We start from the raw sequence: 25,625 nt of genomic DNA on the forward strand, positions 1-25,625 counted from the left end.
CTTTCATCTACTCTTCTGTTTTCTCTACCAAGCTTTTGTATAAACCTGACTCTATCTGGAACCATTCGAATAAGTGGGTGAATACCACTTTTAGTACTGCATAACCAGGAACCGCAAGGATAATACCGACGATACCGAACATTTTCCCTGCGAACAAGATCACAAATATAATGGTGATTGGATGAATCTTAAGCGTCTTGCCCATAATTTGCGGCGAGATGAATTTACCTTCGATCAGTTGGACCGCTGTCCAGACGATGACCATTTTCAGCAGCATGAACGGCGAAGTCACCAGCGCTACAATCAGAGCCGGCGTAATAGCAATGGCTGGTCCAAGATACGGAACCACCGCAGTACACGCAGCCGCAATAGCCAGCACAAGGGAGTAGTCCAAACCGATGATCAGATAACCAATGTACAGCAGCGCTCCAATGCAACAGCTGACAATAATCTGCCCGCGTATGTAAGAAGCCACCTTGCCATTCATCTCGGACATTACTTCTTTAGTCTGCGGACGGAGCCGGAACGGTATGAACTTCAGGATATAATCCGGAAGCTTTTTACCGTCACGCAGCAGATAGAACAAGATAAACGGTGTGGTTACGACGGCTAGCACCACCTCCGTGAGCGCTCCCACAAAACTGCCTACGCCAGTCAAGGCATTATTCAGAAAAGAGGTAGCCCAGCTCGTGGCTTTTCTCGTAATATCGGTAAAATCGAGTCCAATGCTTTGCTGCATCTGCCCAAAGAACTCACTGCCGGTCAGGTTCATGAATTCATCCTGAATTTGTTGGCTGTACCTCGGGAAATTATCAATCAATCCCAGCAGCTGACTGCGGAGAATCGGGATGACCGTTAAGAGGATGAGCGTAATGATCCCCACGATCAGCAGATATAGAATAACAATTCCGTAGGCGCGTTTGATATTGCTCCGCTTTTCTAATAGGTCAACCAGCGGATTGAGCAAATAATAAGCGACACCTGACAGTAGCAGCGGCAGTGCCACCGTGTGGAACAAGACCTTAAGCGGCTTGAAAATAAACGGTATCTTCGCAAAGATCAGAATATTAACCCCGATCAACAGCAGCACCAGCAAAAACACAACAAATTTATTATTCAAAAAAAACTTTTTAAACCTCTCTGGCCATACTTGCAGCCTCTCCATAACACCTTCCCCCTTACGATGAACATTCTGACTGAATTCCATTTGAATGATACTTATCAAATAGCATAGTCAACGTACGGGTAACAAGTCAAATTTCGGAAGAAAGGCCCTCCAGAAAGCCGCTTACTTTCCGCCGATTACTGAGAACAATCACGTTTTTCTCTTCATTGCTCTTCTTCAAGGTACTGACGATCTTATCCCGGCTACGTTTAGGAAAATTCCAGACCCAAAGGACAAAATCCAAGTCCAATTGCTCCGGACAGCCCTCATCCAGATCTGGACGAGTTCTGCCGTGATACTGAATACGCCGCTTGAAAATACGGTATAGACACAGCCAGCGCGGTATATCCAGAAAAATAACCGTGTCTGCTCTTTCGATCCGCAGGTCCAGTGTCCCTGAATAGTTGCCGTCCATAATCCACTGTTCCTTGCGCGTCTCCTCAACTACAATTTGGTACCATTCCTGCTTCTCCGTGGCCACCCAACCTGGCTTCCAATAATGCTTATCGAGATGAACCACCGGAATGCCTAGAACTTCACCCAGTTTCCGGCTCAATGTCGATTTTCCGGCCCCGGCAGAGCCCACAATCAGAATACGCTGCATCCCTGACCTCCTTGTCGTTCTCGTTCAGATCATAGCAGGTCATCTTAATCAGTCGAATTTCAGATCATTCATCCTACCTGCATTTACAAAACCAATGCTCTGGTACACTTTGTTGGCAGCAGGATTATGGCCGTCTGCATACAGCATCGGGATGAGTCTCTCCTCCAGCACCCGCTCGCATATTGCGGCAACAATGGCGCTGGCATATCCCTTTTTGCGTTGATCGCGTGGGGTATAGACATCATTGATCCGGGCATGCCGAGGTGAACGGTGTGCGATTTTAGCCATGGATACCGGAGTGCCGTCCACCACCCACAGGTACATCTGACCGGAAGCAGCATCGCCCTCGGCTGTAGACAGCATATCTTTAGGATCCACCGGTTTACCAAAAGCGTCCTCCGAGAAGCCCGCCAGGAACTTGGCAATCAGCGGCGCATCTTCGATGCTTGCCTGTACTACATGTCCTTTGACGTTAATAGGTTTATGTACAGCCGGGCAATGATAGACTTCCAGCATCAAATGGGTATGAAATGATGTCCCCTTACCTTGACAAAAGACTTCCGCAAATCGCCTCGCTATATCTGGCTCCGATATGATACCTGGAAGTTCTTCATCTTTCAGATGCTCCGCTAATTCTTGTATCAAAGTTTCCTTCTCACTGTGACTGACCTCAGACGAAATCCACAGCCAGGGACGAAAACCCTGGGAGTAGGCAAGCACCAGTGTATTCTCCGGTGTCTTCAACCTCACATTGCCTTCAAATCCTGTGATCATATGAATCAGGTTGAATTTTACCTCATCTCTTACAAATGCTTCCCCAAGCAGAACGCCATCACCAGCTGAAAAATGTTCAAACATCGTGCTCCCCTCCCGATATACTTTTTCTTCCATCATTATCTTCTTACTTGTAAAAATAAACCGCCGCGCCCCGTTATTCGGGTGCACGACGGAATTGCCAACAGTCGGCCTTTTTTAATTCAGGCGCTGATTATAAGCCCCTTCAGGGAATTTAGCTAACCGTTCTGTTGACCGGATGAAATCCCTTGCTGAAATGTAGCCATCCCCTATTGCCAGGGCCTATTCCCAGTAAAACGGTCCATTATTTTTCAGCCTTGCAAGTCCTTCAACATAGAAGAAATCGCCATAAATCAGCGGCACATCAATATTTTGACCAGCTGGATAATGACTGGTTCCATGCAGAATAAGACCTTCCTCTTCATTATTGCCCCATGTCCCGTAATTGCGGTAAAGCGATTCCAAGATCTTGATCGCAGGCTCACGGTACACGGCGGCCTCAGCGCCACCTATCTTCTCAGCCAAAAGCAGCAGTCCACTAGCCGCACAGGCTCCAGCAGAGGAGTCCCGGAAGCTGCGCGCCTCCTCTGGCGCACGGAAATCCCAATGTGGCACATAATCCTCAGGCAAGCGGGCCAGGAAGAAATGGGCCACTTTTTGCGCGGTGTGCAGATACTCGATCTTACCCGTATGATGATATGCCAAGGTCAGACCATAGATCGCCCAGGCAGTCCCCCGCGACCAAGCCGAACCGGCATCGTAACCTTGCCCGCCGATGCCTTCAACGAATTCACCGGTCTCCGAGTCAAAACGAACGATATGATACACCGATCCGTCAGGACGGACAAAATGCTTCACAACCGTGTCCATATGCGCCTCAGCGACATGACGATAGCGTGGATCACCAGTGACCTCTGTCGCCCAGAAGAGCAATGGCATATTCATCGCACAGTCTATAATAGCAATCCCACTATTGTCGTCTCCGTTTGACCAGGGATTCCAAGCTCGGATGAAGTTGCCCTTCAGATTGAAGCGGGCAGAGAGGAAATTTGCCGCTTTTAGCGCCCGGATCTTTGAGTGTTCGTTGGCCAGCAATTTGTAGGAAGCTACGCTCGTCAGCGTCCACATGAAGCCAAGATCATGGTCCAGTCGCACATATTCGTTCAGGACCTCATCCAGCCGCTGCTCGCACTGTTCGGCAATAGCCCTTAGCGATTCATCCCCGCTAACATTATACAGCAGCCATAATTGCCCCGGCCAGAATCCGGCTGTCCACCAACCAGGCTCTTCCAATATGTATTTACCGCCCTGACTGGCATGCGGGAATTCCGCTCCAATACGCAAGCTGTTATACTGTGTCTTCTCTAGCGCTTTACTCCATGCTTCCTCTACCCAGTCCAGCTTTGTCTCTGTAGTCATCACTAGCACCGCCATTCTGTAGTTTAGAAATTGATTGTGCATCCTGGTGTGAAAATCCCTTAAATTAGGAAGGAGGCACTTATATAAGCATTCAATATCGGATCATGCATATCCTGCCAGCTAGCCAAGGTTTCCCAAATCAAGGAGTCAACAGAAACATCACCTGAACACTTGCCTCCTGAGACCAGTAAAATAAAAAATACCGTCAGCTCTTGACGGTATAGTGTCCCCACTTCTTGCTAGCTCTGCTTGTTGACAATTGTGGTTGCAATTCGCAATAGAGCTATCTCTTCTTTTTACCGCGCATCCCTCGTTCAGAGCTAGCCTTAAGCTCCTTGTCGAACTTGTAGACCATGTTCTCCTTTAGCCGTTTTCCCTTTAAGGCTTTGCGGACCAACACTTTGCCTAATTTCGGAGTAATGCCTCTGTACCATACACCTTCAGGATAGGCAATGACCACACAGGCGTCCGAGCATCTTCCGTTGCAAGCGGTCTTCGTTGTATGAAAAAAACTGCCTGCATCCTGCTTCTCAATCTCTTTCTCAATAGCTTCCGCTACCTCTTTCCCTCTATGCTTCTTGCAGCTGCTTCCGTTGCAGATTAGCAAATGGCACTGGGTTCCTTGCAAATTCCAAGTCGTCACTTCAGCGTTCCTCCTCCCTGTATATATAGTAATTCCCGGCCTAGGGGAAATCGAATATTCTACACTCTACTAAACCGGATACTTTGCGTCAAGATGAAGGACTATGATTCCCTGTTTTCTTTCGTTATAATATAATTGAGAATTATTATCAATATAAGAAAGTGAGCTTTCATCATGACTACCCGCTATTCCAACGGTCTCAATCAGCACGGCCATTGTTTTTATATGCCCATCCGGGTGACTGTCCTTAGTCATCTTAGTGCTGACGAAAATTCAATAACACAATCCTCCTATTCCATCCTCATTATGGTGCAGGGCGGAGACGGCTATATTGAGATCAATAATGAACGTCTGCATCTTACCCCCGGCTGTGTCCTCTCCTTCCCTGGGTCTGCAACCTTCAAACTTCCTCCCCAGTCCGGCCTGCACGGGGTTTGGATTGAGTACACAGGCGTCATGCCAGACGGGTTAATGAAGTCCCCATTGGACAATGACCTTATCCCCCAACTGCGGAAATGCCCTTCTCAAATAACAGGATTGGGAGGAGAGCTGCACAGCGCCTGGACCAAGCCCCAAGCAGACAAGCCGTTTGCAGTGCAGGCGTTGTTCACCGATCTAATTATGAAGGTAAACAGCACTCCCATGGTGACCAGCGTTGTAGAGAGTTCCAGCGGTTGGCTCCCCCTTGTTCTGCAATACATAGACGAGCATTATTCCGAGGATTTGACGCGCTCACAGATGGCCGGATTGGCAGGAGTAAGCCCGGAACACTTCTCCCGCTCCTTCCGCAATACAACTGGGCAGACCTTTAGTGCTTATCTTTCGCTGCTTCGGATACGTAAAGCCCAGGAGCGTCTCCTGACTGGAACGCCAAATCTGAGTCATCTGGCACTCGAGGTCGGTTATGGCGAGGGCACATATCTCAGCCGGAAGTTCAAACAATTCGTGGGACTCTCTCCCACTGCCTACCACAGTAAAAATAAGCGGATCGTCACACTGAATTATAACCATACCGCCAGCCTGAGGGCACTGGAGATCACACCGCAATTGGGACCCTACTCCGCGTGGTTGGAAAGCCTGAACACTGTACCTACAGCCCGGAAGCTGTCGCTGGAGGCACGGCGTGCTTCTGCGGTCTTCCATTCTGTAGCCTCTGCCCGCCCAGATGTTATTATCAGCTACTCGTTGTACGGTGAGAATAAACAACTGCTTGCCCTTGCTCCGGTCATTGAGCTGCCCTTCATGCAAATGAGCTGGCGCGAGCAGTTTACCCTCATCGCTGAGGTTGCTGGCCGAAGGCTACAAGCTGAAGAATGGCTTCAACGCTATGATCAGCGCTGCCATGAGGCCAACTTGCAGTTGGACAGGAATATGGGAGCAAGAGGCACGGCGATCGTCTGGGAGATCGGCCACGGCTGTGCTTACTGCTTCAGCAGTAGTTACGGACGAGGTTGTCAGGTGCTATACAACGATCTGGGCTTTAAGTTACCACAAGCAATTATAGATCAAGATATCTCTAACAGAGGATTTATCAAGGCAGCTATTGAAGACATACCAGACTATCCTGCTGACCATATCATTATTACCGGCCTGCCAGACGATCCCCAAGGGCTTCAGCAGATTGACCGTCTCTTTCATTCCGAACAGTGGCGGCAACTCGAAGCTGTCCGCACAAGCCGGGTCCATATTCTGGACCAGCCGGATATGTTCTACGGATTCGATCCCCTCTCCTCTCAGGCACAGCTTCATGTCTTACTCCGGGTATTAACATCATAAATATACATAGGACAAGATCATTTCAGGTCATGGAAATTAACAGGTGAAGTCTGTACAGTTATATTGAGAATGATAATCGTTATTCATAAGGAGGATATACATCTTGCTCGACCTACACAAAAGCCGCAGAAGCCGAAGACTATCGTTTCCTATATCTCTGCTGCTGACACTAACCCTTATTTTATCGGCTTGTAGCAATGCCGCTCCAGCTGCTGAAGGCACTAGTGGCAATGCTGCCAATACGCCAGGGACTTCAGAGGCGCCAGCTTCCGCCGAGAGCAGCACGCCGGAAGCTCCGGCCACCAAAACCGTAAAAACTATGAACGGTGACATTGAGATCCCTGTCCTGCCCAAGCGGATTGTCGCAGAAGAATATATCGGCAGTCTGATTCCCTTAGGCACCATCCCTGTTGGGGCTCCCGGCCTGACTCTGCAGAATATGTATTTTCAAGAAGCATTACAAGATGTCACTGACACAGGTACCTATGGGAAAATGAACGCAGAGAAGATCTTCGCGCTAGACCCGGATCTGATCATAACAGGCAACAACGACAGCTATCCGACGTTAAGTAAAATAGCTCCTACGATCGTCGTGCCTTACGGGGAACTAAAGAACGCCCACGAAGAGCTTACCTATTTTGGACAGCTGCTGGGCAAAGAAAAAGAAGCGGCAGACTGGCTCACTGAATACGACGAGCGGATTGCCGCCGCCAAAGCCAAGGTGGACAAGGCCATTCCTGCAGAGGCTACCTTCAGTATTATGGAGAATGCCGATAAAACCACCTATGTCTATGGTGACAATTTTGGACGAGGCGGCCAACCCATCTATCAGGCACTGGGCCGCAAACCTCCGGCAGAAGTCGCTGACGAAATTATGGAAAAGCAGTGGGCTGAATTATCCGCAGAGGTCATCAGCAAATACGCTGGAGATTACATCATCCTAACCTCCAATACACGCACAGTCGAGAGTTTCAAAAGTGATCCCCTCTGGGGCAGCTTGCCTGCCGTGAAGAATGATCGTCTCTATGTCTGGAAAGAGGAACGGTCCTGGTACTACGATCCTCTTGCCGTTCTCTCCCAGACGGAGGAACTGGCAGACTGGCTTACAAAAAGCAAATAGTAGAACGAAAGCCAAGCAACGGTTACTGGTTACTACCGGGTCGCTGCTTGGCTTTTGCATATGCACAGAAATCTCACTTTTATAAGAAGGATCAAAGTGCAATTAACGGCATTTTCGTACCTTAAATCCTCCGCAACTATGGGATATCGGAGATTAAGTGCAATATTGTATCTTAAATATTCCAGAATACCCCGTCCAGTGTGCTTTTTCGAAAAATAAGATACAATAATGCCCTTATTTACCTCATTTGCCTATATTGAAGAAAAATAAGGTACAAAAATGCTGTTAGATGGGGAGATGCCCCCTTTTTTCACTGTTAAGACGACTGATGAAGGGGAATATACCCCTTCTAGTGGTTGAATCTGTCGACAGTCTATGTCCTAGTGATAGATTTCCTATGGAATGCTTTCAGACAGGAACGCCTTGCGCCCTATTATGCTGACATTGTTCAACCGGATTTTGCGACAGTTCCTATGAAAAGCTAGCAGGGCGAGACCTTTGCACCTACAGTTCCAAATTTCCCCGTACGCTCATCATCGCTTTTTGCTAACTTCTTTTGTTCGGTTAATATAATTCTTTCATTAAATGCAGCATGAATCCAGGCTGCAAGCAGCTCCAAACGTGTGCATTCGTGTAGTAAAAAAGTAAGCGTACAAGGAAAATATCCAACCGGATACTTCCCTGTACGCTTTTGTTTGAAATGACTATGCTGATAAGCTGGATTTAGATGATTTAGATGATTTAGATGATTTAGATGATTTAGATGATTTAGATGATTTAGACTATCTAGACATCTAGACGCTCTTAATGATCGTCTACGACCCCAAGGGCTTTGTTCTTTTCCTTGAACCTGTCGTTGTGGGAGGAGACATAAGCTACCTTATCCGCAGTCGGATCGATGTACAGCTTGGCACTGTTCAGGGCCAGAACCGCATCGGTGAAGGTACCCGCGATCAGGCGGACCTTGCTGGAATAATCCACAAAGTCTCCTGCAGCGAAGACACCGGGCAGGTTCGTCTCCAGCTTATCGGAGACATTGGCACACCACTCGCCCATATCCAGCCCCCATTCACGCAACGGGCCGAAGTCGTGTTTTAGACCATGATTGACAATAATAGCATCTACCGCAAAAACCTCAGTCTCACCAGTCTCCACATGGCTGATCGTCACTTGATCAATCGTCTCGCCATTGCTGCTGTGCAGCTGTGTCAAAGCATAAGGAACACGAACCTCTACAGAAGAAGATTTCATGCGAGCAATATTCTTCTCATGGCCCCCGAACCGTTCGCGGCGGTGCACCACTGTCACACTTGCTGCAATCGGCTCCAACTCGTTGGCCCAATCCACAGCAGAATCCCCGCCACCGGAAATTAACACATGCTTGCCGCGGAAAGGCTCCAGCTCCTGAACCGTGTAATGAAGATTCGTCACTTCATAACGGTTCGCACCTTCAATCTCCAGCTTCGCCATTTGCAGGATACCATACCCGATCGCCAGGATGACTGTCCGTGTCCAATGCTTCTCACCACTGGCAGAAGTCAGAATATAAGTTCCGTCCTCCTGCAGCTCCTGACCCGTGATCTGTTGTCCCAGTACAATGGTTGGCTCAAAGGTCATCGCCTGCTCCTTCAGCTGTTTAATCAACTGATGACAAAGAGTTGGAGTGACACCGCCAACATCCCAGATCATTTTCTCCGGATAAATCAGCATTCTTCCGCCGAGTTCTTCCTTGGCTTCGATCAACTTGGTCTTCAGATCTCTCATACCGCTGTAAAACGCTGTATACATCCCAGCGGGTCCACCGCCAATAATCGTAACATCATATAATTCCAGTTGGTCGCTCATGCTAACCTCCGCAAATGTATTTATATTAGACAAACTTAAGATCTTTACTTAGGATTACATCGTCACTACGGTAAATGTTTTGACTTCTGGCACCGCCATGGCTTTATGCTCCGAACTGCGCCTCGTGCAGACGACTATAAATCCCCGGATTTCTTAGCAGTTCCTCATGCTTGCCCTGCTCGGCAATCCCGCCTTCTGCCACAACCAGTATGCGGTCCGCATGTTTGATCGTTGCCAGACGATGGGCGATCACGAGAGTCGTCCGACCCTGCGACAATTCAGCAAGAGCCTCCTGAATGGCCTGTTCTGTCTCCGTATCGAGCGCAGATGTTGCTTCATCCAGAATCAATATACTCGGGTTCTTCAGGAACATCCGGGCGATGGAGAGACGCTGCTTCTGACCACCGGAGAGCTTCACGCCGCGTTCACCGATCATCGTGTCCAGACCGCCAGGCTGTGATTGGATCAGTTCCACCAGCTGGGCCCGCCGGGCAGCTTCCCAGATCTCATCATCCGATGAGCCCAGTTTGCCGTAAGCAATATTTTCCCGAATGGTTCCATCGAACAGGAAGACATCCTGCTGCACGATCCCAATGTGGGAACGGAGCGATTCCAGTGTCATCGAACGGATATCCATACCGTCAATGGCAATACTGCCTTCATTCACATCATAGAAACGAGGCAGCAAGCTGCACAGCGTTGTCTTACCGGCGCCTGATGGGCCTACAAGCGCTACTGTGTCCCCCGCATTGATCGACAGGTCGACATTCCGGAGGATCTTCTCCTTGTTGCCATATCCGAAGGTAACTCCCTTGAACTCAATATTTCCGGTAAGCTTCTGGACAGACTTGGCATCTTTGGCATCATCGATGTCTGGCTCTGTCTCCAGTAGTTCCAAATAACGCTTGAATCCGGCGATGCCCTTAGGATAAGTCTCAATCACAGAGTTGATCTGTTGCAACGGACCAAAGAATACATTAGACAGCATCACAAAGGCGATAAACTCCCCATAGGTCATCTTGTCCTGAATGACAAACCAGGTGCCACATAGGAGTACAAACAACGATACAAACTTCATAAGGATAAAACTGAAAGAAGAGTTCCAGGCCATAATTCGGTATGTCAGTAGTTTTGTAATGCGGAAACGTTCATTGTTTTCGGCAAAACGGGAAATCTCATGTTTTTCATTGGCAAAAGCCTGCACTACACGAATCCCGCTCACATTATTTTCAACTCTTGCGTTGTAATCAGCAATATCGGAGAACATTGTCTTAAAAGCTGCCGACATTTTACGGCTGAAGTACATGGACAGATAGATCATCAGCGGCACAATCACAAAGGTCAGCACCGCAAGCTGCCAGTTAATATTCAGCATGATGGCGAACACGCCGATCAGCGTCATGATGGCAATGAAGAAGTCCTCAGGTCCATGGTGGGCAATCTCCCCGATATCCATAAGATCATTAGTCATCCGGGAGACCAAGTGCCCGGTCTTCGTATTATCAAAAAAGTTAAAGGACAGCTTCTGCACCCGATCGAACAGTTTTTTTCGCATATCCGATTCGATATTAATACCCAGCTTATGTCCCCAGTAAGTAACTACAAAGTGCATGAATGAACTAATTACATAGATACCCAACAAGCCTAGGCAGGAATATAAGATCACTTTCCAGTTGCCGCTTGGGAGAAGATCATCTACCACCCGGTTGACCGCAAGCGGGAATACAAGCTCCAGCAGAGCAGCGGCGATGGCACAAGAGAAATCTAAAATAAACAGCCCCTTATACGGGCGATAGTAGGCAAAAAAACGACGCAGCATTTCCGGCTACACTCCTTACCGATGGTCCGAAGAACAGGGAGCTGTAGGCTCCTGTCTGCTTCATCCGGACAGAATAATTACAGCAACTGTGAGGCTTAAGCCCCTCTAGGAATTTTTGCGTCCCAGCAAATACAGGAAGTACGGGGCGCCAATAACGGCAACCACAATACCCGTTGGAATTTCCGAGGGCTGCAAAATCCAGCGGCCAATCGTATCGGCTGTAATGACGAGCAGCGCCCCCAGTAGGGCTGAGGTTGGCAGCATATACTGGTGCTTCGGACCAACTAGACGTCTAGCCAGATGGGGAGCCACCAGACCGACAAAACCGATCCCCCCGCTCACAGCCACACTGGCTCCAGCAAGGCCGACTGCAGCAGCCAAAAGACGGAACTGTTCCTTATTGACAGGCGCCCCAAGGCCAGTTGCTGTCTGTTCCCCCAGATTAAGAACATTCATGACCCGCGACTTGTAGAATACGTAAGGAAGCAAGATCAGTACCCATGGCAGCAGGGAAAGTACAAACTTCCAGCTTGTTCCCCAAATACTGCCGGCAAGCCAGGTTGCGACAAACTGATATTTGTCCGGGTTAAGACGAAGCGTAAGTACAATCATCGCTGCGCTCATTCCTGCGGCAACTGCAACCCCTGTTAACAGCAAACGCGTAGGTGACAAACCTTGATGGCGCTTGTAAGCAAGGGCATAAATCAAGGCCGCAGTTAAACTTGCGCCGACAAAAGCCACAACAGGCAACAGAAATACCGGGGCAGCTGCGGTAGTCGGATAAAAGGAAATCAGCAGCATAACCATCAGTCCTGCTCCCGCATTTATACCGAGAATACCGGAGTCCGCCAGTGCATTACGTGAAATCCCCTGCATAACTGCACCACATACAGCCAGTGAAGCTCCAATCAACAGGGAGATGACAATACGCGGCAGCCGGAAATCAAATAAGATCAGGCTTTGCTTGTCTGTACCTTGTCCGAACATCGTCCGCAGCAGATCCATAGGACTCAAGCGTATGTATCCAGTGTTAACACTGATTATAAAGACAATCACAATGAGAATAGACAAAACAGTCATGACAAAGAGTCCACGTCGATGTCTGATTTGATCAAAAGATGAGAATACGGATTTCTCCATCACTACAGTTCCCTCCTTTCTTTACGCGCCAGATAGAGGAAGAACGGCACACCAATCAGAGCAATGATCGCGCCAATCGGCGTCTCATGCGGCGGATTGATCATTCGTGCGGTAAGATCGGCAAAAACCGTTAGCAAACTGCCTAGAATTGCCGAGCATGGAATAATCCAGCGGTAATCCACGCCAACCAAATACCGGGTTAAATGCGGAATAATCAGTCCGATGAAACCCACCGTACCGACCACAGCAACCGAGGAGCCGGCCAAGATCAGCACAATGATGACACCTGCCAATTTAACAAGACCCGTTCGCTGCCCAAGACCTCTGGCGATATCCTCACCCAAGCTGAGCATCGTAATTGAGCGGGACAAAATAATCGCCCCAAGAATGGCAGCGCCAACCCAAGGGAACATGATTTTGAGTTGCAGCCACTTTGTTCCCGCTACACCGCCTGCATACCAGAAGGCCAAGTCTTGTCCAATACGAAAATATAGAGCTATACCTTCGCTGAGTGCCTGCAGCAGCAAGCTGAATGCAGCACCGGCAAGAACGAGACGTGAAGGTGTTAATCCACCTTTACCCAGTGATCCGACCCCATATACGGCAGCGGCGCCCATTCCGGCTCCGATAAAGGCATACATAATCAAATACATAAACGAAAGACCCGGGAAAAAGGCAAAACATAGTGCCAACGCAAAACCGGCTCCAGCATTTATCCCCATCAACCCTGAATCCGCGAGCGGATTTCGGGTCATCCCCTGCATAACAGCCCCTGCCACTGCAAAGCTCGCACCAACCATGGCACCGCCAAGCACCCGTGGCAGACGTAAATCCTGAATAATCTGATGATCCGTCAGGTTCGGATTAAAATGGAAGATAGCTTGCCATACCACGGAAAGCTTGATGTCTGCCGCACCAAATGAAACCGATATCGCGATCCCCAGCGCCAGCGCGATCAATCCGCCAATCAATATCAGCGTTGCTGCCCATGGACGTGAACGGATTTTTTGCTTTTCCGCCTCGTTAGTGGCCTCTATTCTACCTGTTGCCTGTAAACTCATGCATGTCACCCGTTTTCGTATGAAATTGATTCTCATTATCATCTTTGTATTGTAAATGAAATCTCTTCCTTTTGGCAATGGATAATTGTGATCTTATTATTTATCTTTTCTGCATGAGCGTACATTTCTCCATCCCTTTTTCTGAAATCAAGTCAATTTCGTTGACAGGTTCACAAGTAATTTGGTAGATTCTAAATTGATATTCAAATGATAATGATTATCATTGTCTAATTTGTATCCACTATTTATACTGGGAGGTCCATCATGTTAAAGAGAAAATCCCTACTGTCAGCCGCCGTACTGATGATGCTGTTCACGATCATTTTGACGGCTTGCGGAGGAACCAGTAATACTGCTTCGAGCCCTGCTCCGGCTGCGACTGCGGAAGCTTCAGCACCAGCGGCATCAGAACAACCGGCCGCTACCGATACTCCGGCAGCTGAATTCCGCGATTACGAGACTCCTAAGGGAACTGTTAAAATTCCTGCGAAGCCGAAGCGTATCGTGACCGACTTCTACGGGGGTGAACTGCTATCGGTAGGAGCCAATGTTGTTGGCGTTGAACCTAGTGCTTTTGAGAATCCATTCCTGACCGATCTGCTCAAAAACACCAAAGACGTTGGTTATCCTATCAACGTGGAGAAAACCCTGGAGCTTGCTCCTGACCTTATCGTTGTTATGTACGACGGCAACTATGACGCATTGTCCAAAATCGCTCCGACAATATATATACCTTACGGAACCGCCACTAACATCTATGAGACCGTCAAACTGTTCGGCGACATCGTTGGCGCACCTGACAAAGCGGAAGCTTTCCTAGCCGACTTTGACAAAAAAGCAGCCGAAGGCCGCGAGAAACTAAAAGGCATCGTCAAAGAAGATGACACCTTCGGAATCTATGAGTTGACTGACAAAGGTGAGCTCTGGATCTTCGGAGACAATGCTGGCCGTGGCGGACAAGTCCTCTACAATGCCCTCAAGCTGAAGATGCCTGAGAAGAACAAAAATGATAACCAGACACTTCAGCTCTCCATGGAATTACTGCCGGAGTACGCTGCAGATTATATGTTCCTGACCACCTATGATCCTGAGAAAAAAGGCGACAAGCTTAAGGAGCTGAAAGATTCCCCAGTGTGGAAGGGACTTCCGGCTACTAAGAACAATCACTTGTTCTACAATGATTTCGATACCTACTACCGCTATGACCCTATCGCCATCACCTCGCAAATCGATCTGTTTGTGGATATGATCGTTGCACGGAATGTGGAGAACAAGAAGTAACTGAGTGGAATGGTGCTTATGAAGGAAAGGGGGTTTTTGAACTGTCGCGCGATGTGCTTGCCTGGATGTCTTCCATAGGAAAGCTTCCACTCGTACCCGGGCGCATAGGCTGTCGACAGATTTCATCCGCTAGAAGCGGTACATTCCCCTTACTAATCGCCCTAACAATGAAAAATAGGGTCGCCTCCCCAACTAAGCGCATTTTTGTACCTTATTTTTCTTTAATGCAGATAAATAAGGAAAATAAGCGCATTTTTGTATCTTATTTTTCGAAAAAGTATGCTAACCAAGGATTCTGGAAGATTTAAGATACAATATTGCACTTATTTTTACGATCGCCCCTAGTTTTAGAAGATTTAAGGTACAAAAATGCCGTTAATCACACTCAAGACTCTTATGATAAGCCCTCTTTTCTCTTGGCTTTCTGGTTATTTTCATACGATCTATATAGAGGTTTATTACAGAAAGTTGGAGCAACCGCGTCCAGTGCGAATGGGCAGTTCTAAACTAGGTATACTCCTTGGTGCGAAGCCTACCTGTCGGAAAAATCATACAAAAAAATAGGAAATGGCAGTGCTCAGGAAGATTTCTGAACCCGCCATTTCCTTTTTTCCTTCTACGCGCATCTGTTTGAGCAAGTGATGCGCAAACAAAAGCCATCCGGCCTCCGGGCGCAGGTACGATTCTATTCTATTTGTAATTTCTAAGCTTCATGCACTACGTTTAAAATAGAAACCTACTCTACCGCATCAACTTTTTGATACCTTCCATTGTTAAATTCGCGGAGTAACGACGATCTAAAACTTCTGGATTCCCCAAGATAAACCAATAGTTTACTTCATCATATCCTATGATCTCTGCCCTAACTATTAAGTCCGTATGCATATTAGCTTTTTGTGAGTTTTTGGCACATTCATCATAATCAGCTACTCCCAATGCCTCATGACTTGGGATGCTCACCATCACCCCTTGCGGATAAAAAACTTCAATATAGCCTTCTACTTTGGTTCCAAGGGGGAGCAGCTCTTTCAGCTCAAGCCATGTTTCCAATTGATTGATATTAATGTCATTCCATACTTTTTCGAACTCTTCCTTAGGGATTCTTTTCAAATCTGGATCATCTAAAGACAACTCCTGATCTGATAAGAAAAAATTAAACTTCTTCAGATTAGAAATCTTACTTTCTTGCCCCTCTTCGATTAAAACCTGTCTGAATGCGTTTCCCTCTGCATCTACTTCAAAGTACCATGTTTGTTTAGCATAACAATCAGTTAAATAAATCATTTTCTTTCCTCCATGCTCAATTACATCTCTTCATTTAAAATGCCAATTGGAGAGTCCTTTTAAATAATTTAAATACTTTAGACTAGGGGCAACACTAAAAACAAACCAAAGAATATTAGGTATGAATTCCCCCGCTTTTAATGACATCTTACAGCTTATGTATGTGAGAATTATTAGAATCGAATAGACTAGAATATATGGCTGTACTTTCCCGCTGCCCCATTCTTCTGACTCGGAATATAGCAAGGAGATCGCCAGAACGTGTATAACAACCACAACGAGAACTTGTATTATAGATATAATCTTTACTCTTCCTTTCAAAACTCCTCCCCCTTGTAATTAATCTGAAAATATAAAATTGGAAAAATATCTCATTAATGAAAAAATACCCTTTAAGTATAATTATCGGATAATTCAGATCAACTGTTGATTCTGATAAGAAAAAAGACAGTCCTTCTATAAAGAAGAACTGTCTTTTACACTTTCTACACGCCTTTCAGATCTTACAACAACTTCCCAATCACAGTCCCACTCAAGATCTGCCCCAGCGTCTTATCCAGCGGCAACGGCTTGTTGCCGAGGCAAGTACGGACTGCGGTCAACAGCACACGAACGTCGTACTTACTTGGATGCACAGGAATCACTTCTTTTTCGAGCTTCAACAGCCCGTACACCGCCATCATAGCCGTGCGGACAGAGTATTCGACGGTGAAGACGCAATCGTCCGGCACTTCGGCGAACTGGCCGAGGAAGGCCAGGTTGGTGCTGCCTTGCGGGATAACCTGCGGACGGTCGCCCATGACGCGTGGCATGAACTGTGAAGTGATGTATGGCATCATGCACGGAATGACGTTAGTCGTGTGGTCCAGAATTTCTGGAATGCGATTTCCCAGTCCCATGTGATGCAGCAGTTCCTCGAACAGCTCGCGTCCGGTACAGTCGGACATTTTCTTCTTAATGTAATCGCCCTCTGCATCCGGGAACAGGCCATATGCCCATAATACCTTGACGTTCTCAGGCTGGTTGATAAAGTGCGGCTGAGTTGGTGCAGTCCAGGACATGAGCCAGCTGGAATCCTTAATTGTGACTACGCCACCCATGCCCGGTTTGTCGCCAGTCCATTCCAGCAAGTGCGGGAACAAAATGTCGTCATCGGTAAGGGTGATGGTGAAGGACAGCCATTTCGTTTTGTCGATGTCGCCGCAGAAGACTTCAGGACGGCCGAAGTCTGGGGACTTCGCGGCCATTTTCTCCCATAGACTCCAACAGCCCCGTTCGGACACGGAACGGTTGAGGATCGCCGGATGATTGAAATCGCCTAACGTTGAATTTTCAGTCATGGAGCCGTTGGTGACCAGCACCAGATCGCTGCGCGAGACTTTGATCAGCTTCGATGCGCCGCCCACAAGTACATGAATCCCCGTTACGGTCTTCTCCCCACTGGAAAGGTCCAGGTCGAGATCCACCACCTGATGACCTTTATCGAAGTTGACGCCTTTCCCTTCCAGCCATTTGATCAACGGCAGAATCAGCGAATCGTATTGGTTGTATTCCGTATGCAGGATGCCTTTGAGTTGGTTCATCCCGCTAATAAGGTGCATGAAACGCTCCATGTACCGCTTCACTTCAACTACGCTGTGCCAGTTCTCAAAGGCAAACATTGAACGCCAGAAGTACCAGAAATTTGTCTCCAGAAAGCCCGGATCAAAGAATTCTTCAATCGTGGTCGCCCCCAGCCGCTCCTCGGTCAACATGGTCAGCTTGCCAAGCTGCAACGAATCGGCAGTAGAGAGACCCAGTGTGGAGAAATCGGCCTTCTGTCCGGCATTCTCCACCAGACGGCAATGCGACTCTACCGGCTCGGCCAGATTGAATTCACGGAATTCGTCCAGCACACTGCGGTCGGGATTTTTCAGGGATGGAATGAAGCCATACAGCTCCATAAAACATTCGAAATGCTCCTCAATCTCCCGTCCGCCGCGCGCGCTGTAACCATCTTTAGCGTTGCCTGCTCCGTCCATAGAGCCGCCGTACACTGGCGATTCCTCCAGAATGTGAATGTTCTTGCCGGGCATATGCCCGTCGCGGATCAGGAAAGCCGCTGCCGATAGCGAGCCAATCCCTCCACCGACCAAGTAAGCTTTTCGTGAAGCAATACCTTCTGGCATTACAGGGTGAATCCGTTGATAAGTTCCCATGTTCATCTTCCTTTCGAGGTTGAAGTAGTAAGGTTACTCTTGAGCTGCCCTCACTATACCTCCACCGCGAAAAGAAGCCTATGGACAGCTTCCGCCATCTGTACAGAGATTACACAATCACTCTCTTTTGTGTTCATTATGAAGAGTCTATGACATACAAAAGCACCTCATCCCGGGTAACGTTCCGGAAATGAGGTGCCTCTGCTGCTTATCTGGTCAGAATGGCATTTACATCCTTCGCCAAAGCATCTAAGCCTTGCTGAACATCTTTATTATCTGTAAGAATATCACCTAAGCGGGACACTACCAGTGTCTCAACCTCGTGATAAACCCCGGTCGTCGGTCTCTTTTTACTGAACTTCAGTTCATCTACCGCGACCTTATAGCCCGGGAATTCAGCCATTGTCTTTTTCATAAGATCTGTGTCCAATGAAGAGAGCCTTGTTGGTAAATATCCGGTGTTAGCTGAAGCATAAGCAGCCTGTTCTGTGTCGGACAGCCATTCCATGAATTCAAAGGTGGCCGCTTTCTCCTCTTCCGTACCTGTGTTGGACATATAGACGTTTGAACCACCTACTGGTACGCCACGGGTTCCTCCCTTGCCTTCAGGAATCATGGCTACCCCAAGCTCATATTTACTTTTGGCAGCCAGACCCAGGAAGATTTTATAGCCGCCAATACTGGAGAATGTAAGCAGGGTATCAGGATCGGACACAGCCCCGACAAAATCGTTCAACTGTGTTGGATTAAATACTTTAATCAGGCCCTTGGACACCCCATCACGCAGAAATGAAATCAGTTCTACTGCACCCTTACTATTAATATTCGTAGCCGTTTCCTCATCATTTAGCATATTCGTATTAGAGTAAGAAGACAGTAGCGCCTCCAGAATCCAGAGGTCATTATTAAGCAGGTACATCGGAGTTTTGCCTGTTGCTTTATAGGCAGTCTCCATATAAGACTCCAACTCGTCAAATGTGGCTGGACCATTTTCATTCAAGCCTACTTTTTTAGCCAAAGTCTTGTTCACATACATCACTGGCAGACTCCGCATATGCGGGAAGGCATACATATCCTTGTCTACATAAAGGTTATCGAGATCACCGATCTTGAAATCGTCCCTATTGAAATCGTTCACCTTCATAAAAGGCTCCAGATCCACAATCGTATTGCTGTCCGCAAAACCTTTGGTCTGGGATACTTCACCAATGAAAGCATTCGGAAGCGTGTTGGCAATCGCCGCTGCGTTAACTTTTTGCTGAATCTCCGAATAATCGCCTTGATACTCCGCGCTCACATGAATGTTCAGCTCAACACCCTTGGTCTTATTGAACTGATCCACCAGGTCTTTGTTGACTTGTTCCATAGCCGACGTCCAAAACTTAAGTTCGACGGCCTTGTCGCCTTTAGTGTACTTTACCGCACTCTCGTTTGCACCGGCTTGCCCACACCCGCTAAGAATTACAGTTGTTCCTACGACTGCCGTTAAGACTACAGCGAACTTCTTCTTCATGTGATTCCATTGGTTTGTCATAGCTTCCTCCAGGTCATGTTGTTAGATTTACTTCACACCACTGTACGTGAATGCTTTGATAATGTGTTTTCTCGCAAACATAAAGACAATCAGAATGGGTAGGATTAGCATCATGTTACCGGCCATAACGATATGCGGGTTTAACCCCTCTGAATCCTGAAGCTTCTTAACCCCTAGCGGCAAAGTACGTACTGCGTCGGTAGTTGTCCATACCAGCGGGAAGAAGTAACTGTTCCACGTCCCGATAAACGTAAGCAGAGCGAGTGTAGATAGCGTTGGAACCGCCATCGGCAGCATAATTGTGCGAATGATTTTCCATTCACTGGAGTTATCCAGCCTTGCAGCCTCCAGAATAGAATCGGGAACCTGCATAAAGGTCTGCCGGAGCATGAATATAGCCATCCCGCTCGCGATAAAAGGTACAATTAGGGACACATAGGTGTTCAATAGCCCCACGTTGGCAAACATTACGAACACAGGCAGGAAAATGAGCTGTCCGGGAACCATCATCGTCGCAAGCACGAGACCGAACAGTAACGACTTGCCTTTGAATTGATATCTGGCAAAAGCATACGCGGCTGGCACAACGACCAACATTAGGCCAACAAGGGTACCCAGAGTGATAATAATAGAGTTCTTCGTATAATGAAGAAAATTAATCCGGGTAAACGCATCTTTGAAATTGACCCATTGCAGCTTATCCACCCAGAACTTCGGAGGGACTGCGACTACCTCATCAAGTGTCTTGAATGCGGTCAGCAGCATCCAATAGAACGGGGCCAAAAAGATGATAATCAATAACACAGACAGCAGCAGTCTAATAGTTACTTTAGGGAGTCTCAGCCACATCTGTTTCCTTCTCCCCCTTATCTGTAGTGCACACGTTTATTCAATACTTTAAAGTAGAGGATCGTGATGAGCCCGACGATCAGCATCAGTACGACAGCCATCGCAGACGCATACCCTACCCGGTAATACTCAAAGCCTTGCTTATAAATACTGTAGATCAGAGTATTGGTTGAATTGGACGGCCCGCCATTCGTCATGACACTGATCGTCTCAAAGGCTTGAAACGAGCCAATAATGTTCATCAGAATTAAGAAGAACAACGTAGGCGAGATCATTTTCAGCGTAATTTGAAAAAATACAGAACGCCGGCTGGCATTATCCAAAGCCGCAGCTTCGTATAAATAGGGAGGAATTGCCCCCAGTGCCGAGAGTATGATCAGGACATTGAAGCCGAGTGATTTCCATACCGAGACCAGTACGACAGAGAATAGAGCCACGTTCTTGTCTGTCAACCAGCCAACCGGATCCGCTCCAAAGAGAGAAAGGATATAGTTGAACAATCCCTTGTCCGTATTCATGAGCCACATCCAGATCAACGATACCGATACTAGTGAAATAATATTAGGTGTAAAGCTGATTGTCTGGATAAAACGGTTAATGAACGTGTTTTTCTGCAAAAATAGCGCCATCAATAAACCTAGAATGAGAACCATGCTTACTTCCATCACCATGTACCCTATAGTGTTCATTAACGTATGGGCAAAATCACTGCTGGAGAAAAGCTCTTTGTAGTTCTTCAAGCCGATAAATTTCATAGGCCCGCGCATATTCCAGGAAAAGAAGCTCAAATATATATTGTAGCCAATCGGATAAATGTAGAATGCCACCAGAATCAGCACTGCTGGAGCGACCATCACATAAGGGAGGATTCGCAGCGTGTTATTGTCTTGCTTCATACTCTCTTCGCCCCGTAGATTCTCTGTTCGTTCCCGTCAAAGAAAACTAGACTGGACTCTTCCACATATACCGTTACATGTTCAAGCGGACGTTCCTGACTGTCAAAGCATTTGATAGCAATACTAGAGTTACTACCGAGCTCAGCCTTGTATATTATCTCGGAGCCCAAGATTTCCCGTGTAGTCAGCATGCCGTCAAAAGAAATACATTGCGATCTGCCCCCTGCTTTTTCATCCTCAATAGTGAACTTAACCTTCTCCGGTCTAAACCCTACATATTTAGCTTCCGCAGGTGCAAGAGCCTGCAGTTTGGCATCATCACATTGCTCCAGCTCAAGAACGTTCATAGCAGGTGTACCGATAAATTTACTGGTGAAAATATTTTGCGGATCATGATAAATGCCACGAGGCGTATCCTCCTGCATTATTTTTCCGCCATCCATTAACACAATTTTGGTGCCCATGCTCATGGCTTCAACCTGATCATGAGTAACATACACGAACGTTGCGCCTAGTCTTTGATGCAGCTCGATCAGTTCGGAACGCATTTGCCCTCTAAGCTTGGCATCCAAATTGGAGAGCGGCTCGTCCATAAGGAAAATCGCCGGTTTTTTAACCATCGCTCTGGCCAGTGCCAGGCGTTGTCTCTCCCCACCGGAGAGAAATTCCGGCCGCTTATGCAGATGCTTGGTTAAGCCAACCGTATTGGCAATATCTTTTATCAGCTGCATCCGCTCATCCTTAGGCACCTTGTTATTCTTTAATCCATACTCGATGTTCTGTTCAACGGTCATTGTCGGGTAAAGGGCATAATTCTGGAACACCATCGCCAGATTCCGTTTGCCCGGCTCCACACCGTTCATGTTCTTGCCGCCAATGATGATTGAGCCTCCGGTGTTATTCTCCAGGCCGGCAATCATGCGCAGGGTTGTGGATTTCCCACAGCCGGAAGGACCTACCAGGACCGTAAAGCTGCCGCTTTCGATACTTAAGTTGAGGTTATCAATAATAGATTTGTCTCCGTATTTCTTCTCCACGCGTTCCATTACAATACTGCTCATTTCCCATACCTCCGCCTAGCTGTCGATAGTTGTGCGGGCCGCTACAATAATTAAGCTAGCCCAGATGGTTTAACTAGATTGGCGCAGATATCAGGATAGTCTGTGATAATCGCGTCCACACCTGCATCGATCATTTGTCTCATGACCGAGACCTGATTTACAGTCCAAGCATTGACTTGAACACCGGCCTGATGTGCCTGATCCACCACATTAGCGTCCACACAGATAAACAATGGATGCAACGCATCGGCTTGGACGGTCTTGGCGTATTGCTCGCCTCTATAAAATTTGGAAAAATGCAGCAGGGCTGTTTTGATTTCCGGGCAAGCCTGCTTCAGCTCAAACATCGATTTATGATTGAATGAGGAGAAGATCACCTGATCTACCAGATCATAGGCTTTTACCAATTCAGCTGCTGCTACGTTAAGGCCATCATATTTTTGCGATTGGACCATAATATCCTTGACCTCGATGTTCAGGTACAAACGATGTTCCTTAACTAGCTCCAGCACCTGCCGCAATGTTGGAATCTCTGCAGTGGGATATTTATCTTCAAAACGGGCGTTGTAATTGTATTGCTTCAGTTCGGTCAGCGTAAAATCGGTAACATTTCCCTTGCCGTTCGAGGTTCTGTCGATGGTATCATCATGGATGACCACGATTTCCCCGTCCTTCGTAATGTGGATATCTATTTCAAAACCGTCCGCTCTCTGTTCAATGGCCAGCTTGAAGGCCTCCATCGTGTTTTCCGGAGCATATGCACTTGCTCCCCGGTGTGCCAATACTTTGAGGCTGCTCATAATTCCTGGCCCTCCTGTCCTTCGTTCTTCGCCATCTTGTCATATAAACTCTCTAAAAAAGAATAGGATTTTACTTTTCCATAGCCAGCTTTGAACTTCTCTTCGTCTAGCCCATCACGGGCGGCCTTATCCAGGCTTCTAAGATCAGAACAAACATCAGGGCAATCCGTAATGGCAACATCAACCCCGGCATCGAGCATGGACTTGATATAGGGAACATCGTTAACGGTCCAAGCATGCACCTTCACGCCTGCCTCATGCATCTGATTAATGTTTTCATGACCGATATTTATAAAAAACACATGGAGCGCATCAGCATTTACTGTTTTGGCATAAGCTTCACCGCGATGCAATTCCTCAAGAAACAACAGCCCGGTTCTGATGTCCGGATAGGCTTCTTTTAACTGGGCCATCGAGCCATGGTCAAAGGAAGAGAAACTAACTTGCTTCGTCAAACCATGTTCTGCCACCAGTCTTGCGGCTTCCAAACTGATGTCTGAAAGGTCATTATCTGAAAAAATGAAGTTCTCCTCAATGTTCAGCGCAAGGTTATTCTCTTTAACAAATTGCAGAACCTCTAAAAAAGTGGGGATCTCAGCTCGGGTATACTCCTGCTCAAATCTGGCATTAAAGTTGAATTCCTTCAGCTCTGCAAGTGTATAATTGGCAACCTTGCCAGTACCATTGGAGGTTCTGTCGATGGTATCATCATGGATAACAACAATCTCCCCATCCTTGGTACGATGAATAGTGATATCCAGTCCGTCGGCCTGCTGCTTAACGGCAAGCTTGAAGGCTTCCATTGTATTCTCCGGAGCATAAGCGCTTGCTCCCCGGTGTGCCCATATTTTTAGCTGCTCCATAACCAACTTCCTTTTTCATTTTATTGTTGATCCAATGCAAAGGACTACGTATACGAGTGTCTTCTCTCCTTCAAATCTGTGAATGTTATGGTCCACCTCTATAGAGTAGAGAATATTTATTCTCGTAATTTAAAAAAACATTAAATATATCCACATTTTTTACTATTAAAATTGTCCATATTTTCATATGAATGCGGATTCTCGCTTCAAATAGTGGAATAATGCAGAAAAATTGTCTTAATTTCGTGAAAAAGACCGATCTTTCATTTTACATTGGATTGATCATTCACTCCATATGTAAGCTATAGATTCTGATACTGAGCTAGGCTTCGCTCTATACAACCTCCCATTATTCTGCTGACTTTATGCACAATTACATCCGGGTCAGTGTTAGCTCCAGCCTTCAACCATTGGATTATTTGCTCCAAAACAGCAAGTGTATAGAAGTCAGCGATCTCCTCCTTGGCCTGCGAACTTGTCGTATGATCCCTCGCCAGCTCTTCAACGACTTCACTAGCTACACCGTAGATGACATCGTACAGAAACTTCTCCAGATGTTCGCGGCCGAGTGAATGAAAGGTATTAAGGCAGATGGTTTTGTTCTTCTCTGTATAGTGCAGTACGCTACGGAAGCCCTGCTGCCAGCCGGCGTAATTGCGGTATTGCTCCAATCCCTCAATTATTTCAGTCTGATAGACCCAGCCGAGCAGCTCATATATATCGTGAAAATGATTATAAAAGGTATGCCGGGTCAGACCGCAATCATCGGTTATCTGACCGATTGTAATCTTATGGAGAGGTCTCGTCAGCATCAGCTTTTTCAACGAACGAGCCAGGGCATTTTTCGTAATTTGCGAATTAGACATGTGTTACCTCCTTGGAATGGGTTGGTGTTTAGTTCTCTACATAAAAAAAGTGCTTGGTCATACGTCAGCGGAGAGGCTGCGGGGCGAAGGGTGCTTACGATCGCTGTTAAAGTCCGATTTCAGTGATTGAATTTTGTTAATGTTGAAATCGGACTTTAAAGGCGAACGCTTTCGCTTCTTCAGCATCCCTTCGCCCCTCCGCTGTGCAGCTTTTGTGCGTAAACCAACGTTTAAACATGAAGGCGAATGCCCGCTTCTACAGCATCCCTTCGCCCGGCTTTTGGGCGCATATCAACGTTTAAACATGAAGGCGAACGTCTCGATTCTACAACATCCTTTTGTTCCTTCGCTGTGCGGCTTTTGGGCATAAGCCAATGTTTTTTACAGGGACAGGAGTAAGTAATTCGCATGAATAAGGAGTGCTCATTCTTACGCCAGTGTGAACTTTTCTTGCTCAATGGTTGAAAGGATCAGTATGGAAAAACGGGATTCAGTCTACATTAGTTTAAGATGCTATAAATAATTCTGTTGAAATGTGAAAAAAAGTGCAAATCGCTCATGAAAAAAGATGACCTCTGAAAAAAATGCAGAAGTCACCTTGTTATC

Annotated in this window: 21 protein-coding genes; 3 read left to right on the forward strand and 18 right to left on the reverse strand. The window is 47.1% G+C overall.

Features of this window, described 5'->3' with window-relative positions; all coding sequences use genetic code 11:
* Nucleotides 1-7: 7 nt before the first annotated feature.
* From ACFRAM_RS09010 to ACFRAM_RS09030, 5 genes are all read right to left on the reverse strand, one after another.
* Complete coding sequence (locus tag ACFRAM_RS09010) at nucleotides 8-1,165, reverse strand: AI-2E family transporter (RefSeq protein ID WP_175373763.1); 1,158 nt, start codon at nucleotides 1,163-1,165, stop codon at nucleotides 8-10.
* Between the two features lie 88 nt (nucleotides 1,166-1,253).
* Nucleotides 1,254-1,769 carry a DNA topology modulation protein gene (locus ACFRAM_RS09015; protein WP_379465607.1) on the reverse strand — a complete coding sequence of 172 codons (516 nt, stop codon included), beginning with the start codon at nucleotides 1,767-1,769 and terminating at the stop codon, nucleotides 1,254-1,256.
* A gap of 48 nt (nucleotides 1,770-1,817) precedes the next feature.
* A complete protein-coding gene (locus tag ACFRAM_RS09020) occupies nucleotides 1,818-2,627 on the reverse strand; it encodes a GNAT family N-acetyltransferase (RefSeq protein WP_379465608.1) in 810 nt (269 codons plus the stop codon).
* A 219-nt stretch (nucleotides 2,628-2,846) separates the two neighbouring features.
* Nucleotides 2,847-3,983: a glycoside hydrolase family 88 protein gene (locus ACFRAM_RS09025; RefSeq protein WP_379465609.1), complete on the reverse strand. Its 1,137-nt coding sequence runs from the start codon at nucleotides 3,981-3,983 to the stop codon at nucleotides 2,847-2,849.
* A 283-nt stretch (nucleotides 3,984-4,266) separates the two neighbouring features.
* On the reverse strand, nucleotides 4,267-4,626 hold the full coding sequence (locus tag ACFRAM_RS09030; RefSeq protein WP_379465610.1) for a (2Fe-2S) ferredoxin domain-containing protein: 360 nt from the start codon (nucleotides 4,624-4,626) through the stop codon (nucleotides 4,267-4,269).
* 174 nt (nucleotides 4,627-4,800) lie between these two features.
* Here ACFRAM_RS09030 and ACFRAM_RS09035 point away from each other — a divergent pair, with 174 nt between their 5' ends.
* Both ACFRAM_RS09035 and ACFRAM_RS09040 read left to right on the forward strand, forming a co-directional pair.
* Complete coding sequence (locus ACFRAM_RS09035; RefSeq protein ID WP_379465611.1) at nucleotides 4,801-6,402, forward strand: helix-turn-helix domain-containing protein; 1,602 nt, start codon at nucleotides 4,801-4,803, stop codon at nucleotides 6,400-6,402.
* Nucleotides 6,403-6,505: 103 nt separating this feature from the next.
* Complete coding sequence (locus ACFRAM_RS09040) at nucleotides 6,506-7,522, forward strand: ABC transporter substrate-binding protein (RefSeq protein WP_379465612.1); 1,017 nt, start codon at nucleotides 6,506-6,508, stop codon at nucleotides 7,520-7,522.
* Nucleotides 7,523-8,326: 804 nt separating this feature from the next.
* Here the strand turns inward: ACFRAM_RS09040 and ACFRAM_RS09045 are convergent.
* From ACFRAM_RS09045 to ACFRAM_RS09060, 4 genes are all read right to left on the reverse strand, one after another.
* Nucleotides 8,327-9,367 (reverse strand): NAD(P)/FAD-dependent oxidoreductase, encoded by a 1,041-nt coding sequence (locus ACFRAM_RS09045; RefSeq protein ID WP_175373770.1) that lies wholly within the window; start codon nucleotides 9,365-9,367, stop codon nucleotides 8,327-8,329.
* A 103-nt stretch (nucleotides 9,368-9,470) separates the two neighbouring features.
* Nucleotides 9,471-11,186, reverse strand: coding sequence for an ABC transporter ATP-binding protein (locus ACFRAM_RS09050; RefSeq protein WP_379465613.1), 1,716 nt, complete (start codon nucleotides 11,184-11,186; stop codon nucleotides 9,471-9,473).
* A 105-nt stretch (nucleotides 11,187-11,291) separates the two neighbouring features.
* On the reverse strand, nucleotides 11,292-12,266 hold the full coding sequence (locus ACFRAM_RS09055; RefSeq protein ID WP_379465933.1) for a FecCD family ABC transporter permease: 975 nt from the start codon (nucleotides 12,264-12,266) through the stop codon (nucleotides 11,292-11,294).
* A 62-nt stretch (nucleotides 12,267-12,328) separates the two neighbouring features.
* Nucleotides 12,329-13,387 (reverse strand): FecCD family ABC transporter permease, encoded by a 1,059-nt coding sequence (locus ACFRAM_RS09060; protein ID WP_175373772.1) that lies wholly within the window; start codon nucleotides 13,385-13,387, stop codon nucleotides 12,329-12,331.
* Nucleotides 13,388-13,651: 264 nt separating this feature from the next.
* On the opposite strand from ACFRAM_RS09060, the gene ACFRAM_RS09065 reads away from it, so the two are divergent.
* On the forward strand, nucleotides 13,652-14,668 hold the full coding sequence (locus ACFRAM_RS09065) for an ABC transporter substrate-binding protein (RefSeq protein WP_379465614.1): 1,017 nt from the start codon (nucleotides 13,652-13,654) through the stop codon (nucleotides 14,666-14,668).
* A 741-nt stretch (nucleotides 14,669-15,409) separates the two neighbouring features.
* On the opposite strand, the gene ACFRAM_RS09070 is transcribed toward ACFRAM_RS09065, so the two are convergent.
* The 9 genes from ACFRAM_RS09070 to ACFRAM_RS09110 form a co-directional block, all read right to left on the reverse strand.
* Nucleotides 15,410-15,952 carry a hypothetical protein gene (locus ACFRAM_RS09070; protein WP_379465615.1) on the reverse strand — a complete coding sequence of 181 codons (543 nt, stop codon included), beginning with the start codon at nucleotides 15,950-15,952 and terminating at the stop codon, nucleotides 15,410-15,412.
* 503 nt (nucleotides 15,953-16,455) lie between these two features.
* The gene (locus ACFRAM_RS09075) at nucleotides 16,456-18,150 is read right to left on the reverse strand and encodes an oleate hydratase (protein ID WP_379465616.1); all 1,695 of its coding nucleotides are present in this window, start codon (nucleotides 18,148-18,150) and stop codon (nucleotides 16,456-16,458) included.
* Between the two features lie 208 nt (nucleotides 18,151-18,358).
* The gene (locus tag ACFRAM_RS09080) at nucleotides 18,359-19,684 is read right to left on the reverse strand and encodes an extracellular solute-binding protein (RefSeq protein ID WP_379465617.1); all 1,326 of its coding nucleotides are present in this window, start codon (nucleotides 19,682-19,684) and stop codon (nucleotides 18,359-18,361) included.
* Nucleotides 19,685-19,711: 27 nt separating this feature from the next.
* Nucleotides 19,712-20,533 carry a carbohydrate ABC transporter permease gene (locus ACFRAM_RS09085; RefSeq protein ID WP_379465618.1) on the reverse strand — a complete coding sequence of 274 codons (822 nt, stop codon included), beginning with the start codon at nucleotides 20,531-20,533 and terminating at the stop codon, nucleotides 19,712-19,714.
* A gap of 17 nt (nucleotides 20,534-20,550) precedes the next feature.
* Complete coding sequence (locus ACFRAM_RS09090; RefSeq protein WP_175373778.1) at nucleotides 20,551-21,429, reverse strand: carbohydrate ABC transporter permease; 879 nt, start codon at nucleotides 21,427-21,429, stop codon at nucleotides 20,551-20,553.
* Nucleotides 21,426-22,490: an ABC transporter ATP-binding protein gene (locus ACFRAM_RS09095; RefSeq protein ID WP_379465619.1), complete on the reverse strand. Its 1,065-nt coding sequence runs from the start codon at nucleotides 22,488-22,490 to the stop codon at nucleotides 21,426-21,428. Before ACFRAM_RS09095 ends, ACFRAM_RS09090 begins: the two co-directional genes overlap by 4 nt.
* Nucleotides 22,491-22,540: 50 nt before the next feature.
* Nucleotides 22,541-23,290, reverse strand: coding sequence for a glycerophosphodiester phosphodiesterase (locus ACFRAM_RS09100; protein WP_379465620.1), 750 nt, complete (start codon nucleotides 23,288-23,290; stop codon nucleotides 22,541-22,543).
* A complete protein-coding gene (locus ACFRAM_RS09105; RefSeq protein WP_379465621.1) occupies nucleotides 23,287-24,153 on the reverse strand; it encodes a glycerophosphodiester phosphodiesterase family protein in 867 nt (288 codons plus the stop codon). The genes ACFRAM_RS09100 and ACFRAM_RS09105 overlap by 4 nt, the downstream gene beginning before the upstream one ends.
* 302 nt (nucleotides 24,154-24,455) lie before the next feature.
* The gene (locus ACFRAM_RS09110; protein ID WP_379465622.1) at nucleotides 24,456-25,019 is read right to left on the reverse strand and encodes a TetR/AcrR family transcriptional regulator C-terminal domain-containing protein; all 564 of its coding nucleotides are present in this window, start codon (nucleotides 25,017-25,019) and stop codon (nucleotides 24,456-24,458) included.
* Nucleotides 25,020-25,625 lie beyond the last annotated feature (606 nt).

Source organism: Paenibacillus sp. NPDC056722, assembly GCF_042790635.1.
GTDB classification, from domain to species: domain Bacteria; phylum Bacillota; class Bacilli; order Paenibacillales; family Paenibacillaceae; genus Paenibacillus_AQ; species Paenibacillus_AQ agri.

Coding starts and splice junctions, on each gene's coding strand:
- ACFRAM_RS09010 (WP_175373763.1), bottom strand. CDS start 1,165: ATGGAGAGGCTGCAAGTATGGCCAGAGAGGTTTAAAAAGTTTTTTTTG.
- ACFRAM_RS09015 (WP_379465607.1), bottom strand. CDS start 1,769: ATGCAGCGTATTCTGATTGTGGGCTCTGCCGGGGCCGGAAAATCGACA.
- ACFRAM_RS09020 (WP_379465608.1), bottom strand. CDS start 2,627: ATGTTTGAACATTTTTCAGCTGGTGATGGCGTTCTGCTTGGGGAAGCA.
- ACFRAM_RS09025 (WP_379465609.1), bottom strand. CDS start 3,983: ATGACTACAGAGACAAAGCTGGACTGGGTAGAGGAAGCATGGAGTAAA.
- ACFRAM_RS09035 (WP_379465611.1), top strand. CDS start 4,801: ATGACTACCCGCTATTCCAACGGTCTCAATCAGCACGGCCATTGTTTT.
- ACFRAM_RS09045 (WP_175373770.1), bottom strand. CDS start 9,367: ATGAGCGACCAACTGGAATTATATGATGTTACGATTATTGGCGGTGGA.
- ACFRAM_RS09050 (WP_379465613.1), bottom strand. CDS start 11,186: ATGCTGCGTCGTTTTTTTGCCTACTATCGCCCGTATAAGGGGCTGTTT.
- ACFRAM_RS09055 (WP_379465933.1), bottom strand. CDS start 12,266: ATGACTGTTTTGTCTATTCTCATTGTGATTGTCTTTATAATCAGTGTT.
- ACFRAM_RS09060 (WP_175373772.1), bottom strand. CDS start 13,387: ATGAGTTTACAGGCAACAGGTAGAATAGAGGCCACTAACGAGGCGGAA.
- ACFRAM_RS09065 (WP_379465614.1), top strand. CDS start 13,652: ATGTTAAAGAGAAAATCCCTACTGTCAGCCGCCGTACTGATGATGCTG.
- ACFRAM_RS09070 (WP_379465615.1), bottom strand. CDS start 15,952: ATGATTTATTTAACTGATTGTTATGCTAAACAAACATGGTACTTTGAA.
- ACFRAM_RS09075 (WP_379465616.1), bottom strand. CDS start 18,150: ATGGGAACTTATCAACGGATTCACCCTGTAATGCCAGAAGGTATTGCT.
- ACFRAM_RS09080 (WP_379465617.1), bottom strand. CDS start 19,684: ATGACAAACCAATGGAATCACATGAAGAAGAAGTTCGCTGTAGTCTTA.
- ACFRAM_RS09085 (WP_379465618.1), bottom strand. CDS start 20,533: ATGTGGCTGAGACTCCCTAAAGTAACTATTAGACTGCTGCTGTCTGTG.
- ACFRAM_RS09090 (WP_175373778.1), bottom strand. CDS start 21,429: ATGAAGCAAGACAATAACACGCTGCGAATCCTCCCTTATGTGATGGTC.
- ACFRAM_RS09095 (WP_379465619.1), bottom strand. CDS start 22,490: ATGAGCAGTATTGTAATGGAACGCGTGGAGAAGAAATACGGAGACAAA.
- ACFRAM_RS09100 (WP_379465620.1), bottom strand. CDS start 23,290: ATGAGCAGCCTCAAAGTATTGGCACACCGGGGAGCAAGTGCATATGCT.
- ACFRAM_RS09105 (WP_379465621.1), bottom strand. CDS start 24,153: ATGGAGCAGCTAAAAATATGGGCACACCGGGGAGCAAGCGCTTATGCT.
- ACFRAM_RS09110 (WP_379465622.1), bottom strand. CDS start 25,019: ATGTCTAATTCGCAAATTACGAAAAATGCCCTGGCTCGTTCGTTGAAA.